General features: G+C 59.9%; 12 protein-coding genes. 5 read left to right on the forward strand and 7 right to left on the reverse strand.

Going from position 1 to position 13,819, the window contains the following annotated elements:
- Positions 1–2 precede the first annotated feature (2 nt).
- Together xerC and ACYZT1_RS24435 are read left to right on the forward strand one after the other, a co-directional pair.
- Positions 3–899, forward strand: a complete 897-nt coding sequence (gene xerC, locus ACYZT1_RS24430) for a tyrosine recombinase XerC (protein WP_462017078.1) — start codon at positions 3–5, stop codon at positions 897–899.
- The gene (locus ACYZT1_RS24435; protein ID WP_462017079.1) at positions 899–1,603 is read left to right on the forward strand and encodes an HAD family hydrolase; all 705 of its coding nucleotides are present in this window, start codon (positions 899–901) and stop codon (positions 1,601–1,603) included. The genes xerC and ACYZT1_RS24435 overlap by 1 nt, the downstream gene beginning before the upstream one ends.
- 198 nt (positions 1,604–1,801) lie before the next feature.
- Here the strand turns inward: ACYZT1_RS24435 and sutA are convergent, their stop codons facing one another.
- The 4 genes from sutA to glnK form a co-directional block, all read right to left on the reverse strand.
- A complete protein-coding gene (gene sutA, locus ACYZT1_RS24440) occupies positions 1,802–2,125 on the reverse strand; it encodes a transcriptional regulator SutA (RefSeq protein ID WP_462017080.1) in 324 nt (107 codons plus the stop codon).
- A gap of 102 nt (positions 2,126–2,227) precedes the next feature.
- Positions 2,228–2,653, reverse strand: a complete 426-nt coding sequence (locus tag ACYZT1_RS24445; RefSeq protein ID WP_462017081.1) for a secondary thiamine-phosphate synthase enzyme YjbQ — start codon at positions 2,651–2,653, stop codon at positions 2,228–2,230.
- A 212-nt stretch (positions 2,654–2,865) separates the two neighbouring features.
- The gene (locus ACYZT1_RS24450) at positions 2,866–4,203 is read right to left on the reverse strand and encodes an ammonium transporter (protein WP_462017082.1); all 1,338 of its coding nucleotides are present in this window, start codon (positions 4,201–4,203) and stop codon (positions 2,866–2,868) included.
- 36 nt (positions 4,204–4,239) lie between these two features.
- A complete protein-coding gene (glnK, locus tag ACYZT1_RS24455; RefSeq protein ID WP_002555808.1) occupies positions 4,240–4,578 on the reverse strand; it encodes a P-II family nitrogen regulator in 339 nt (112 codons plus the stop codon).
- A 418-nt stretch (positions 4,579–4,996) separates the two neighbouring features.
- Between glnK and ACYZT1_RS24460 the strand changes: the two genes are divergently transcribed.
- Together ACYZT1_RS24460 and ACYZT1_RS24465 are read left to right on the forward strand one after the other, a co-directional pair.
- Positions 4,997–5,257, forward strand: coding sequence for an accessory factor UbiK family protein (locus tag ACYZT1_RS24460; protein WP_462017083.1), 261 nt, complete (start codon positions 4,997–4,999; stop codon positions 5,255–5,257).
- A 280-nt stretch (positions 5,258–5,537) separates the two neighbouring features.
- Positions 5,538–7,031 carry a YifB family Mg chelatase-like AAA ATPase gene (locus ACYZT1_RS24465; RefSeq protein ID WP_462017084.1) on the forward strand — a complete coding sequence of 498 codons (1,494 nt, stop codon included), beginning with the start codon at positions 5,538–5,540 and terminating at the stop codon, positions 7,029–7,031.
- Between the two features lie 139 nt (positions 7,032–7,170).
- On the opposite strand, the gene ACYZT1_RS24470 is transcribed toward ACYZT1_RS24465, so the two are convergent.
- Entirely contained in the window at positions 7,171–9,147 is a 1,977-nt protein-coding gene (locus ACYZT1_RS24470; RefSeq protein WP_462017085.1) for a methyl-accepting chemotaxis protein, read from the reverse strand.
- A 186-nt stretch (positions 9,148–9,333) separates the two neighbouring features.
- Positions 9,334–10,254 (reverse strand): LysR substrate-binding domain-containing protein, encoded by a 921-nt coding sequence (locus tag ACYZT1_RS24475; RefSeq protein ID WP_462017086.1) that lies wholly within the window; start codon positions 10,252–10,254, stop codon positions 9,334–9,336.
- A gap of 158 nt (positions 10,255–10,412) precedes the next feature.
- Between ACYZT1_RS24475 and ACYZT1_RS24480 the strand changes: the two genes are divergently transcribed.
- Positions 10,413–11,807 carry a NorM family multidrug efflux MATE transporter gene (locus ACYZT1_RS24480; protein ID WP_462019317.1) on the forward strand — a complete coding sequence of 465 codons (1,395 nt, stop codon included), beginning with the start codon at positions 10,413–10,415 and terminating at the stop codon, positions 11,805–11,807.
- A gap of 76 nt (positions 11,808–11,883) precedes the next feature.
- On the opposite strand, the gene ACYZT1_RS24485 is transcribed toward ACYZT1_RS24480, so the two are convergent.
- Positions 11,884–13,557: a putative bifunctional diguanylate cyclase/phosphodiesterase gene (locus ACYZT1_RS24485; RefSeq protein ID WP_462017087.1), complete on the reverse strand. Its 1,674-nt coding sequence runs from the start codon at positions 13,555–13,557 to the stop codon at positions 11,884–11,886.
- Between the last annotated feature and the right edge of the window lie 262 nt (positions 13,558–13,819).

Raw genomic sequence — 13,819 nt, forward strand, 5'->3', positions numbered from 1 at the left:
GCATGGAACGGCAACTGGACGCTTACTGCGAACACCTGCGCAGTGAGCGGCAGGTGTCGCCTCATACCCTGTATGCCTACCGCCGCGACCTGGATAAAGTGTTGGGCTGGTGCGTCAAACAGAACATCGGCAGTTGGGCTGCGCTGGACATCCAGCGGCTGCGCAGCCTGATTGCGCGCCTGCACTCGCAAGGCCAGTCTTCGCGCAGTCTTGCGCGCCTGCTCTCGGCCGTGCGCGGGCTTTATCATTACCTGAACCGCGAAGGCCTCTGCGATCATGACCCGGCCAATGGCCTGGCACCGCCGAAAGGCGAACGGCGCTTGCCGAAAACCCTGGACACCGACCGCGCGCTGCAACTGCTCGAAGGCGCTGTCGAGGATGATTTTCTGGCCCGTCGCGATCAGGCGATTCTGGAGTTGTTCTATTCCTCGGGTTTGCGACTGTCCGAACTGACCGGGCTCAACCTTGATCAGCTCGATCTGGCGGACGGCATGGTTCAGGTGCTCGGCAAAGGCAGCAAGACCCGCTTGTTACCGGTCGGCAAAAAAGCCCGCGAAGCGCTGGAACTGTGGTTGCCCTTGCGCGCGCTGACCCATCCTGCCGACGATGCCGTGTTCGTCAGTCAGCAAGGCCGGCGCCTGGGTCCGCGGGCGATTCAGGTACGGGTCAAAGCTGCGGGTGAGCGGGAGCTGGGGCAGAACCTGCATCCGCACATGCTGCGGCACTCCTTCGCCAGCCATTTGCTGGAGTCTTCTCAGGACCTGCGTGCCGTGCAGGAATTGCTCGGCCACTCTGACATCAAGACCACCCAGATTTATACCCACCTGGACTTCCAGCACCTGGCGACGGTCTACGACAGTGCCCATCCACGGGCCAAACGTATTAAGGGCGACGATTAATGACTATCCAGTTGATCACCTTCGACCTCGACGACACCCTGTGGGATACCGCTCCGGTGATCGTCAGTGCCGAGGCCGTATTGCGCGAATGGCTGACCGCGCACGCACCGAATCTGGGCGCAGTACCGGTGGAGCATTTGTGGTCAATTCGTGAGCGTGTACTGGGCGAAGAGCCGAGCCTCAAACACCGCATCAGCGCGTTGCGCCGGCGCGTGCTGTTGCATGCGCTGGAGGATGCCGGCTATGCCCATGCCGACGCGGCAGACCTGGCCGATCAGGGTTTTGAAGTGTTTCTGCATGCGCGGCATCAGCTGGAAATTTTCCCTGACGTGCAGCCGACTCTGGAGATTCTCGCTAACCATTACGCCTTGGGCGTGGTCACCAATGGCAACGCCGATGTGCGTCGGCTGGGACTGGCGGATTTTTTCAAGTTTGCGTTGTGCGCCGAAGACATCGGCATCGCCAAGCCTGATGCTCGCCTGTTTCATGAGGCACTGCAGCGTGGCGGTGCGACGGCGCAAACGGCGGTGCATATCGGTGATCATCCCGGCGATGACATTGCCGGAGCGCAACAGGCGGGGTGGCGCGCAATCTGGTTCAACCCGACGGGCAAGGCGTGGGAGGCAGAGAAAGCACCGGATGCCGAAATTCGCAGCCTGACCGAATTACCGGAATTGCTGGCGCGGTGGAATGCCCATCACTGAACTTAAGAATACTGCTTACCCCTGTGGGAGCGAGCTTGCTCGCGATGAGGCCGTAACATTCACAAATGATGCTGACTGACACACCGCCTTCGCGAGCAAGTTGCCCCCACAGGGACCTGTGTCGGACTCAACATTTTTACCCACCCATAAAAAAGCCCGCAGCGACGGCAGGCTTTTTCAGCAAGCAAGGGCAGATGCTTAGATAGGCCGACTGCCGTACTTGTTGTCAGGCTTCTTGGGCGGATCGGCGACCACGTTGGCCTCCACTTCCTGCACCTTGCCACCTTTGGCCAGGAACTCTTCCATGGCCTTGGCCAGGGCGTCGCGTTCCTTGTTCTTGGCTTCGACACTCGGCAGCTCATCGACCGATACCGCAGCCTTGGCCTTGCCTTTGGCAACCGGAACGGGCGCATCACCGCCGTCGTCTTCGGCGACGTCTTCGGCTGCCGCTTCAAGGCCTTCCTCGGTTTCGTCGTCGTCGCCTACTTCGAGTTCGTCGTTTTCCAGATCATCGTCGCTCATGTTCTACCTCATGACTTTCGAAAAGCAGATTAGTTATAGCCCAGCTTCGCCGCCTGTCGACGGCCGCCGGAGAAAATTCCACAACCGCTGGCAACCAGCGGCTCATGCCTCTTCACCGTGCAAGGTGGCGAGGACTTTACGGGCACCGCCATGATCACGGTGCTCGCCCAGATAAACGCCTTGCCAGGTTCCCAGCGCCAGTCGGCCCGCCGAAATCGGCAAACTGAGCTGACAGCCAAGTACGCTGGCCTTGAAGTGCGCCGGGAGGTCGTCCAGGCCTTCGTCGTTATGCTCATAGTCGGCTGTTCCTTGTGGGATCAGCCGATTGAAAAATCGTTCGAAGTCGCGGCGTACCGCCGGATCGGCGTTCTCGTTGATGGTCAACGACGCCGAGGTATGCTGCAGCCACAAATGCAACAGACCGACCCGACATGCCTTGAGTTCAGGCAACCCGGCGAGTAACTCGTCCGTTACCAGATGAAAGCCCCGGGGCCGCGCCCGCAGAGTAATCAGAGTCTGTTGCCACATACAGTTCTCCGCACGTTCGGGGCGCATTCTAGCGCGCTCTGGGAAAAAACAAAGGCCCTAATAATCCTTCAATCATGTAAGCCATTGCCCGTACAAAAACCGTTGTCGTAAACGCTGCTTAACGCGTACGAAAAAACCTTTCAGCCATGCTTCACTGACAAATTCCAGACAAAAAAATGCCCGGCAAGCCGGGCAGATTTTTTAGTCGTGTCTTACAGGTTGTAGCCACGTTCGTTGTGCAGAGCCAGATCGATGCCGACCGCCTCTTCTTCTTCGGTTACGCGCAGCCCCATGACCGCGTCCAGCACCTTGAGAATGATGTAGGTAACGATACCGGTATAGACGACCGTGAAGCCGACGCCTTTGCACTGAATCCAGACTTGTGCGGCGATGTCGGTAACCGTGCCGAAACCACCCAGCGACGGTGCTGCGAAAACACCGGTGAGGATCGCACCGAGAATGCCGCCGATACCATGCACGCCGAAGGCGTCCAGCGAATCGTCATAGCCGAGTTTGCGTTTCAGGGTGGTGGCGCAGAAGAAGCACACCACACCCGCTGCCAGACCAATCACCAGCGCGCCCATCGGGCCCACGGTGCCAGCGGCCGGAGTGATCGCAACCAGGCCCGCTACTACCCCCGAAGCGATACCCAGCGCACTTGGTTTACCGTGAGTGACCCACTCGGCAAACATCCAGCCCAGAGCAGCGGCGGCCGTTGCAATCTGAGTGACCAGCATCGCCATCCCGGCCGTGCCGTTGGCGGCCGCAGCGGAACCGGCGTTGAAGCCGAACCAGCCGACCCACAGCATGGCCGCACCCATCAGGGTGTAACCGAGGTTATGCGGAGCCATCGGCGTGGTCGGGAAACCTTTACGCTTGCCGAGCACGATGCACGCCACCAGACCCGCTATACCGGCATTGATGTGCACCACGGTGCCGCCAGCAAAATCGAGCACGCCCCAGTCCCACATCAGGCCGCCGTTACCGGCCCAGACCATGTGCGCAATCGGCGCGTAGACCAGGGTGAACCAGATGGTCATGAAGATCAGCATTGCGGAGAATTTCATCCGCTCGGCGAACGCGCCGACGATCAGCGCCGGGGTGATGATGGCGAAAGTCATCTGGAAGGTGATGAACACCGCTTCAGGAAACAGCGCCGCGGGACCGGTCACACTCGATGGCGTGACACCGGCGAGGAACGCCTTGCCCATGCCGCCAAAGAACGAATTGAAGTTGACGACGCCCTGCTCCATACCCGTGGTGTCGAACGCGATGCTGTAGCCGTAAATAACCCACAGAATGCTGATCAGACCGGTGATGGCGAAGCACTGCATCATCACGGAAAGAATGTTTTTGGAGCGAACCATGCCGCCGTAGAACAGTGCAAGGCCAGGGATGGTCATGAACAGCACAAGGGCTGTCGAGGTCAGCATCCAGGCAGTGTCGCCGGAATTGAGGACTGGGGCCGCCACTTCGTCTGCCGCCGTGGCCAGGCTGGGCATTACGAGGGACAACAGGGCTCCTAGCCCTGCGAATTTACGCAGAGTCATATTGTTTTCTCCTGGGGCGTTGGGGTTTGTGGCGGCTTAGATTGCGTCGGTATCGGTTTCGCCGGTACGGATGCGGATCGCCTGTTCCAGATTGACCACGAAGATCTTGCCGTCACCGATCTTGCCGGTGTTGGCAGCCTTGGTTATCGCCTCGATAACCCGATCAAGATCCTTGTCGTCAATGGCGACATCGATCTTCACCTTCGGCAGGAAATCGACCACATACTCCGCGCCGCGATACAGCTCGGTGTGACCCTTCTGCCGCCCGAAGCCTTTGACTTCAGTAACGGTAATGCCCTGCACGCCGATCTCGGACAGCGACTCGCGCACGTCGTCCAACTTGAACGGCTTGATGATGGCAGTGACTAGCTTCATGAAAACTCTCTCCCGAATTGGTGGACTTGCCCCAGGAAAACAAACCCGTCTCAAGTCTAAGCGCAGTGCCTGGCTTTGTAACGCATCGTCGGCCTGTATCGCGCGTCCGACGCCAGCTAACCACTCCGCACGAAACACTTCCCCCGTTCCGCTTGGCGCACTGCATTCGTCACATCGACTGCATCAGTGCATGGGTCACTTGCGACTAAGCAGAAAGCTTGCCATCTCCCATGAATTCGCTGAATTCAATGCATTAACCCTGGCTGATCGCCGTCGCCGTTGTGCGAAGCTGCCGTGACGCACCACAACAGTGCATTACCGTCCGTCCGCATGCACGAAAACCGTGCATGGCCGGCGTTGGAATTGACCCTGGACACTGCGTGATACACTGCCCGCCATTGTTTCCAGGACATTTGCCATGCTCGCGCCCAAAGACTTCCTCGACGCCCTGACCGGCACCGCCTCCCGCCTCTTCAGTGGCGACACCCCACTGCCCAAAAGCGAAATCGAAAGCCAGTTCAAGGCATTGCTGCAAAGCGGCTTCAGCAAACTGGACCTGGTGAGCCGCGAAGAATTTGATAGCCAGATGGTTGTATTGGCGCGAACCCGGGCGCGGCTGGAGAGTCTGGAAGCGAAAGTCGCCGAGATGGAAGCAAAGCTGAATCCGCCGGGCGAGTAACACACCGCTCATCTGTGAACGCGGCTCTCTGTGGGAGCGGGCTTGCCCGCGAATGAAGTCACCTCGGTCTATCAGTCCCCACTGAACAGACACCCTGCAGGAGATGCCGCAAGCTGCGACCTTTTAGTGTTTGGCCCTATTTCATCGGGCCATTGCGCAAAGTGCGCCCCAGCAACATCCTGCGAAAGTTTGACACCTGCACCGCCACGCCAAACCCCCGACTCCCGACTACCCTTGAAAAAACCGCAGGAAGCGGTGCTCTTCAGTTCAAGGAACGACCATGTCCCTCTCCATCGTCCACAGTCGCGCCCAGATAGGCGTAGATGCGCCTGCCGTCACCGTTGAAGTTCATCTGGCCAACGGCTTGCCATCGCTGACGATGGTCGGTTTGCCGGAAGCGGCGGTGAAGGAAAGCAAGGACCGGGTGCGCAGTGCGATCATCAATTCGGGCCTGCAATTTCCGGCGCGGCGGATCACCTTGAATCTGGCCCCCGCGGATTTGCCAAAGGACGGCGGACGGTTTGATTTGGCGATTGCCTTGGGGATTCTTTCAGCCAGCGTGCAGGTGCCGACGCTCACGCTTGATGACATCGAATGCCTGGGAGAACTGGCGTTATCCGGCGCGGTGCGTGCCGTGCGGGGGGTGCTGCCGGCGGCACTGGCGGCGCGCAAAGCCGGGCGCTCGCTGATGGTGCCGCGGGCGAATGCCGAGGAGGCGTGTCTGGCATCGGGATTGAAGGTGTTCGCAGTGGATCATTTGCTGGAAGCGGTCGCCCATTTCAATGGTCACACGCCGGTCGAGCCCTACGCCTCCAACGGTCTGCTGTATGCCAGCAAACCTTACCCCGACCTGAATGAAGTGCAGGGCCAAATCTCGGCCAAGCGTGCCTTGCTGATTGCCGCAGCGGGAGCGCATAACCTGCTGTTCAGCGGACCGCCGGGTACGGGTAAAACACTCTTGGCGAGTCGATTGCCAGGGTTGCTGCCTCCGCTGGCCGAACATGAGGCGCTGGAAGTGGCGGCCATTCAATCCGTCACCAGTTGTGTGCCGTTGAGCCATTGGCCGCAGCGCCCGTTTCGCCAGCCTCACCATTCGGCGTCGGGCCCGGCATTAGTGGGCGGTGGATCGAAACCACAACCCGGCGAAATCACCCTCGCTCATCACGGCGTTCTGTTTCTTGATGAGCTGCCAGAGTTTGATCGCAAGGTTTTGGAGGTATTGAGAGAGCCGCTGGAGTCCGGGCATATCGTGATTTCCCGCGCCAAGGATCGTGTGCGTTTTCCGGCGCGATTCCAGTTGGTTGCAGCGATGAATCCTTGCCCCTGCGGATATCTTGGCGAGCCCAGTGGCAAGTGCAGTTGCACGCCGGACATGGTTCAGCGCTATCGCAACAAATTGTCGGGGCCGCTGCTGGATCGTATCGACCTGCACCTGACCGTCGCCAGGGAAGCCACGGCATTGAACCCAGCGTTCAAACCGGGCGATGACACTGCAACGGCCGCGCTGCTGGTCGCCGACGCCAGGGAGCGGCAGCATAAACGCCAAGGCTGCGCGAATGCTTTCCTCGACCTGCCAGGACTGCGCCGGCACTGCAAGTTATCCACCGTTGATGAAAACTGGCTGGAAACGGCGTGTGAGCGACTGACACTGTCGCTGCGCTCGGCGCATCGGCTGCTCAAGGTGGCGCGGACGCTGGCCGACCTCGAGCAGGTCGATGCCATTACCCGGGCACACCTGGCCGAAGCGTTGCAGTATCGGCCAAATACAAACTGACGTTTTCCAGCGTAGCGATTTCTGGATCAGGGTCGACACGGCGAACGAGTCGATCCTGTCGCGGGCAAGCCACGCTCCCACAAGGCTCGGGGGTTTTCAAGGAGCGAGGCTTGCCTGCGAAGGCGGCTTCGAGGTCGACTCAACGAAAGCGGTCGACCTCAGCTCGCAACTCCGCAGCCAGGCTTTCCAGCTCTTTGGCAGTGACGGCCAGATTCGACACCACTTCACGCTGCTCACTGTTGGCCAGCGCAATGCTCTGCAGATTGCTGCTGAGCAACGTCGCGGTGCTGCTCTGCTCTTGCGTCGCCGTGGTGATCGCAGCGAATTGCTGCCCGGCCGAGCGGCTCTGCTCATCAATCCGCGCCAGCGCCGACGCCACGTTGGCGTTGCGCGACAGGCCTTCCTGCATGAGCACGTTGCCCTGCTCCATGGTGCTGATGGCGTTGCCGGTTTCCTGTTGGATGCTTTGAATCATCCCGGAAATCTCATCCGTCGCCTGACGCGTGCGCGAAGCGAGGTTGCGCACTTCATCGGCCACTACCGCAAACCCGCGACCCTGCTCGCCGGCACGGGCGGCTTCAATCGCGGCGTTCAAGGCCAACAGATTGGTTTGTTCGGCGATCGAAGTGATCACACCAACGATGCCGCCGATTTCCTGGGAGCGCTGGCCCAAGGTGTTGATGACCGTCGCGGTGCTGTTCAGCGCCCCGGCAATTTGCTCCAACGACGAGGACGCCTCGTCCATCGAAGTACGGCCGATCTGGGTTTGCTGGGCGTTTTCCTGGGCCAGGCGCTGTGTGCTGCCCATGTTGTCGGCGATGTTCAGCGAGGTCGCGCTGAATTCTTCCACCGCGCCTGCCATGCTGGTGATCTCGCCAGACTGCTGCTCCATGCCGTCATAGGCTCCGCCGGACAGACCGGACAACGCCTGGGCGCGACTGTTGACCTCATGCGAGGCCTTGCGAATATGTTCGACCATGGTCGACAGCGCCTGGCTCATCTGGTTGAAAGCACGTGCCAATTGGCCGATTTCGTCATTGCTCGAAACGTTCAGACGCACGCTCAGATCGCCGGCGCCCAAGGCCTCGGCCTGACGCACAAGATCACCCAGCGGTGCGAGCTTGCTGCGCAGCAACCACACGGCCGAACCGACGGCGATCAACATCGCCAACAGGCTGCCGATTGCCAATTGAATACCGACGCTCCAGGTTACCGCACTGATTTCTGCTTTTGGCATGCTCGCTACGACCGACCATGGGCCGCCTTCGAACGGCACAGCGACGCTGTAGAAGTCTTCGGACTTATCGCTCCAGAACTCGCCCTTGCCAGGCGTTTTCGTCAGGCCGACGATGGCCGGGACCGCTTGATCCAGCGCTTGCACACCGGCAATCGGCACCAGCCATTTGCTGTGTTCATCGAGCAAGGCCAGGGAACCGGTCTGACCGATACGGAAGCGTTTCAAATTGGCAAACTGCGCATTCTGCGCGTCGGTGTAATCGAATCCTACGTACAAAACGGCAATCACCTTACCGGCGCTGTCGCGGACAGGGGTGTATTGCGACATGTAGAGGCGTTCGAACAGCAGCGAACGACCCACGAAACTCTGGCCAGACATCAAGCGTGCATAAGCCGGGTTCGCATGATCGAGCACAGTGCCGATGGCGCGGGTCCCGTCCTGCTTGCTGACGTTGGTGCTGACCCGAATGAATTCATCGCCGCTACGTACAAACACGGTGGCAACCCCGGCGGTCATCTTCTTGAACTCGTCAACTTCCTTGAAGTTGTTGTTCAACACTTCGCTGCCCAGGTGCAGCCCCGGCGTTTGGGTGCCTGCCACGGTCACCGGCTGATCCGCGTGCACGGTCAAGCCCTCAGTGAAGCGCGTCTCGAACAGCCCTGCCAGGCGCTGCGTGCTTTCGCGCAGAGTACCGTGAAAAGTGCTCAACTGATCGGCAAGCAAGCGGGCCTCACTGGCCAGGTGCTCTTCGCGAGTGGCGAGGTTGGCCGTATCCAGCGAACGCAAGGCGAACAGAGTACTGCCGGTAATCACAATCGCCAGAATCACGGCGAGCGCAAGACCAAGCTGTGAGGCAATCCGGGCACGAGGTTGAGACATGACAGCTCCTGGCCAAGCGAGCGGATCATCCTGATCACGACACACGCTCGGCAAAATATTTCCAAAAATGGGAGTTACATCGAACCTGCACGAAGGTTCCACCTGCAGATTTTCGGCGGCAAACCTGAATACTTGAGTAAATAACCGGGGTATGGCGCAAAGCCTCTATCGTGGCGGCTCTACGATTCAGCTCAAATGCTCCACCTCGGGCAATTCCATGGCGTTTACCTCGTCTTGCAGGAAGATGCTGAGGCGGCGCATTCGCTCACCACCTGGACGTGTTTTCGGCCATACAAGGTAATATTTCTCACCGCTGGCGACGGCGGTCGGCCACGGCAAACTCAGACGGCCTTGCGCCACGTCTTCGGCCACCATCAGCAAATCACCCATGGACACACCGTAGCCACGGGCTGCGGCGATCATGCCCAGCTCCAAAGTGTCGAACACCTGCCCGCCCTTGAGCGAGACCTGATCGGCCAGGCCCATGCGCTCCAGCCAATTGCGCCAGTCGCGCCGGTCCGGTGCCGGGTGCAGCAATTCAGTGCTTGCCAGCCGCGCTATATCCCAGGGTTGATCATCCAGCAGATTGGGCGCGCCAACCGGAATCAATTCTTCGGGGAACAGCAGCGTGGTCTCCCAATCCAGTGGGAAATTTCCGTTGCCGAGAATCACTGCGCAGTCGAATGGTTCTTGATTGAAGTCCACCCTGTCGATGTCCATCCAGGCACTGGTCAACTGCACTTCATTGCCGGGCTGCAGATGCCGGAAGCGACTGAGCCGCGCCAACAGCCAGCGCATGGTCAAGGTGGACGGGGCTTTCATGCGCAGGATGTCATCTTCGGCGCGCAACGTATTGCAAGCGCGTTCAAGGGCGGTGAACCCTTCACGAACGCCTGGCAGGATCAATCGTGCCGACTCGGTGAGTTGTAGATTGCGCCCGCTGCGATGAAACAGCCGACAGGCGAAATGCTCTTCGAGTGTACGAATGTGCCGACTGACCGCACTCTGCGTAATCGACAATTCTTCGGCTGCTCGGGTGAATGAACTGTGACGCGCTGCCGCTTCAAATGCGCGCAGGGCATACAAGGGAGGAAGACGGCGAGACATTGGGAAAGCTCCTGCAGCGAGGCCGAGTGACGTTAGCAGAAAATCTCTGCATGAGTCTGACTCATGCAACCCATCCTTTTTATCCCTTTGTGCAAACGCCGCAGAGCGCCGAGAATCTGCGCTTGCCTGTCCCTCCAAATATGTCGAGCGTGATGATCATGCAGCATCCAGCACGTACTGAACTCTGGGCCATCTTGCGGCTATCGGCGCCGCTGATAGCCTCGCAGTTGGCGCACATGTTGATGGTCCTCACCGACACCCTGATGATGGCGCGCCTGAGCCCCGAGGCATTGGCAGGTGGTGGATTGGGCGCAGCCACCTATTCCTTCGTTTCCATTTTCTGCATCGGGGTGATTGCGGCGGTTGGCACGTTAGTGGCGATCCGTCGGGGCGCGGGCGACATCGTCGGTGCCGCGCGCCTGACGCAGGCCGGTCTGTGGCTGGCATGGTTGATGGCGCTGGTCGCGGGATTACTGCTGTGGAATCTCAAACCGGTGCTGCTGCTGTTTGGCCAGACTGAAACCAATGTTCAGGCCGCGGGCCAGTTTTTGCTGATCCTGCCCTTCGCCCTGCCCGGCTATTTGAGCTTTATGGCCTTGCGCGGTTTCACCAGCGCCATTGGCCGGGCGACCCCGGTGATGATCATCAGCCTTGCCGGTACGGTGGCAAACTTCCTGCTCAACTATGCGCTGATCACTGGCATGTTCGGCCTGCCGAAGATGGGCCTGGTGGGCATTGGCCTGGTAACCGCGATCGTCGCCAATGTGATGGCCGTCGCGTTGGCATTGCATATTCGCCGGCATCCGGCCTACGAGGCTTATCCGTTGCTCCCGGGGCTGTCGCGGCCCAATCGACAGTATCTGAAAGAGCTTTGGCGCCTGGGCCTGCCGATTGGCGGTACCTACGCTGTGGAGGTCGGGCTGTTCGCGTTCGCGGCGCTGTGCATGGGCACCATGGGCAGTACGCAACTGGCCGCGCATCAGATTGCCCTGCAGATCGTTTCGGTCGCGTTCATGGTTCCGGCGGGGATGTCCTACGCAATCACCATGCGTATCGGCCAGCACTATGGCGCGGGACAACTGCTGAAGGCACGCCTGGCGGGACGAGTGGGGATTGCATTCGGTGCGGCGGCGATGCTCGGCTTTGCGCTGGTGTTCTGGTTCTTGCCGAGCCAGTTGATCGGTTTGTTTCTGGACCACAACGACCCGGCGTTCCGTGAAGTCATCAACCTGGCGGTGAGCCTGCTGGCCGTGGCTGCGTGGTTCGAGCTGTTCGACGGCACGCAAACCATTGCGATGGGCTGCATACGCGGGCTCAAGGACGCCAGGACCACCTTCCTGATAGGCCTGGGCTGTTATTGGCTGATTGGTGCGCCTGCCGCGTGGTGGATGGCCTTCCATTTGAACGCAGGCCCGACCGGTGTGTGGTGGGGCCTGGCACTGGGGCTGGCGTGCGCAGCCGTGAGTTTGACGCTCGCGTTTGAATGGAAGATGAAACGGATGATCCGGCGGGAGCCGTTTTCACAGGGTTTCCAGATCGCCCAGCCAGACTGAAATCTGCGTAGGAGCGAGCGGGCAAGTCGGATCGCCGCCCACTCGCTCCCTGGTTTTGTGCCGGACGCCAGAGCGGTTAACTCACGACGTCCAGAATTGCATGCTGGCCCGAACCAAAGTTCAAATACTCAACCAGCTCTGCCAGCGGCAAAGGTTTGCTGATCAGAAACCCTTGAACCTGATCGCAACCAAACCCGCGCAGCAGATCCAGTTGCTCTGGGGTTTCCACGCCCTCTGCGACCACTTCCAGGTTGAGGTTGTGCGCCAGATTGATCATCGCGTGAACCAGTTTGCGATTCTCTTCACGCCCTTCCATGCCGCCGACAAAGCTCTTGTCGACCTTCAACAAGGCAATCGGCAGGCTGTTGAGGTGCACGAACGATGAAAAACCGGTGCCGAAATCGTCCAGGGAAAAGCGTACGCCCAGACGTCCGAGCGCGTCCATGGTCTGCTTCACCAGGTCGCTGCGGCGCATCACGGCGGTTTCGGTCAGTTCGAATTCCAGCCACTGCGCCTCGACGCCCCGCTCGGCAATCAGCCGGCTCAAAGTCGACAGCAACTGACTGTCCTGAAACTGCCGGAACGACAGGTTGATCGCCATGTGCAATGCCTGCAGCCCGCGCTCACGCAGGGCCTGCATGTCGCGCAAGGCACGCGAAATGACCCAGTAACCCAGGGGCACGATCAGTCCGCTCTGTTCGGCCAGCGGCACGAATTCGCTGGGTGGCAACAGGCCGCGCTCGGCATGCCGCCAACGCACCAGTGCTTCGAGGCCGACGATCTCGCCGGTTTTCAGATTCAGGCGGGGCTGGTAATGCAGCTCCAGTTCGTCGCGACGCAAGGCTCGGCGCAGCTCGCTCTCGAGGTCGGCCATGCTGCGAGCGTTGCGATTGATCCGTTCGTTGAAGATATGGAAGGTGCAACCCTGGGTGCTTTTGGCCTGCTGCATGGCGATGTGCGCATGCCACATCAACGGGTCGGCGCCTGCCTGCGCCCGGGCGTGAGCGATGCCAAGACTGGAGCCTATCAACAGGCTTTCGCCATCGACCCAATAAGGTTCGGCCAAAGCTTCGGTGATTCTCTCGGCCATCCACTCGGCGCGTTGCGGCGCGCGACGGGTGTCGATCAGCAAGGCGAACTCATCACTGCCCAGCCGTGCCAGTTGATCGCCCACTTCCAGCTGGCTTTTCAGGCGTGCAACCACTTGTAGAATCAACCGGTCACCGGCCTGATGGCCGAGGGCGTCGTTGGCGTGGCGGAAATTGTCGAGGTCGAGGTGACCGAGCGCCAGACCGCGGCCCTCGTTTTCAGCCAGCCGCGCGGTGAGCAAGGTCTGAAAACCCTGGCGGTTGGCAATGCCAGTCAAAGGATCCTCCTCGGCCAGACGTTGCAGGGTGTGTTCCAGCAACCCGCGTTCACGCACATGGCGCAGGCAACGGCGCAACATGCCCGGATCAAGGTGATCGCGCACCAGCCAGTCACTGACGCCAACGGGCGGCGCTGCGGGCTCGTGCTCCAGCAGCAATACCGTTGGCAGACTGCAGCGGCCGGGGGCCGGCTGAAGTTCGGGTAATGTCAACAACACCGCGTTGCGGTTGTCATCGAACAGAGTGCTGACCGATTCCCAGCTCGGCGCGCTGATAAGCACGGCCGAGCTCCCCATCGGAGCCAGACACTCGCGCAACAACGCTGCCCACGCTGACTCTTCGGCCAGTAGTAGCAAACGCAAGGGTTCGACAGGCGTAGACAAGCTAGCTCCTAGACTCTGCAATGAGGTCGGCGGCGGCATTATGCCGTTACACCCACCTATGACCAAACGACATCAGTGATCAAACAAGGCCTTTGTATCTCGAATCGCGAACATTAGCCGCAATTTCGTTGCGTATCCTGCGTGAAAGTAACAAAACCGGCAAATATAGATAGCCTGTTGCGTCACAAGTCGCAGAGAGCAGCACAATTCGCTGAGCCTGTTAAAATGCCGGCCCATTTCGCAAACGACTCCCTGATTTCAT

Source organism: Pseudomonas sp. PB3P13, assembly GCF_054897735.1.

Bases quoted from the DNA above. Each gene is read 5' to 3' on its own strand.
- xerC (WP_462017078.1), top strand. From the start codon at position 3: ATGGAACGGCAACTGGACGCTTACTGCGAACACCTGCGCAGTGAGCGG.
- ACYZT1_RS24435 (WP_462017079.1), top strand. From the start codon at position 899: ATGACTATCCAGTTGATCACCTTCGACCTCGACGACACCCTGTGGGAT.
- sutA (WP_462017080.1), bottom strand. From the start codon at position 2,125: ATGAGCGACGATGATCTGGAAAACGACGAACTCGAAGTAGGCGACGAC.
- ACYZT1_RS24445 (WP_462017081.1), bottom strand. From the start codon at position 2,653: ATGTGGCAACAGACTCTGATTACTCTGCGGGCGCGGCCCCGGGGCTTT.
- ACYZT1_RS24450 (WP_462017082.1), bottom strand. From the start codon at position 4,203: ATGACTCTGCGTAAATTCGCAGGGCTAGGAGCCCTGTTGTCCCTCGTA.
- glnK (WP_002555808.1), bottom strand. From the start codon at position 4,578: ATGAAGCTAGTCACTGCCATCATCAAGCCGTTCAAGTTGGACGACGTG.
- ACYZT1_RS24460 (WP_462017083.1), top strand. From the start codon at position 4,997: ATGCTCGCGCCCAAAGACTTCCTCGACGCCCTGACCGGCACCGCCTCC.
- ACYZT1_RS24465 (WP_462017084.1), top strand. From the start codon at position 5,538: ATGTCCCTCTCCATCGTCCACAGTCGCGCCCAGATAGGCGTAGATGCG.
- ACYZT1_RS24470 (WP_462017085.1), bottom strand. From the start codon at position 9,147: ATGTCTCAACCTCGTGCCCGGATTGCCTCACAGCTTGGTCTTGCGCTC.
- ACYZT1_RS24475 (WP_462017086.1), bottom strand. From the start codon at position 10,254: ATGTCTCGCCGTCTTCCTCCCTTGTATGCCCTGCGCGCATTTGAAGCG.
- ACYZT1_RS24480 (WP_462019317.1), top strand. From the start codon at position 10,413: ATGCAGCATCCAGCACGTACTGAACTCTGGGCCATCTTGCGGCTATCG.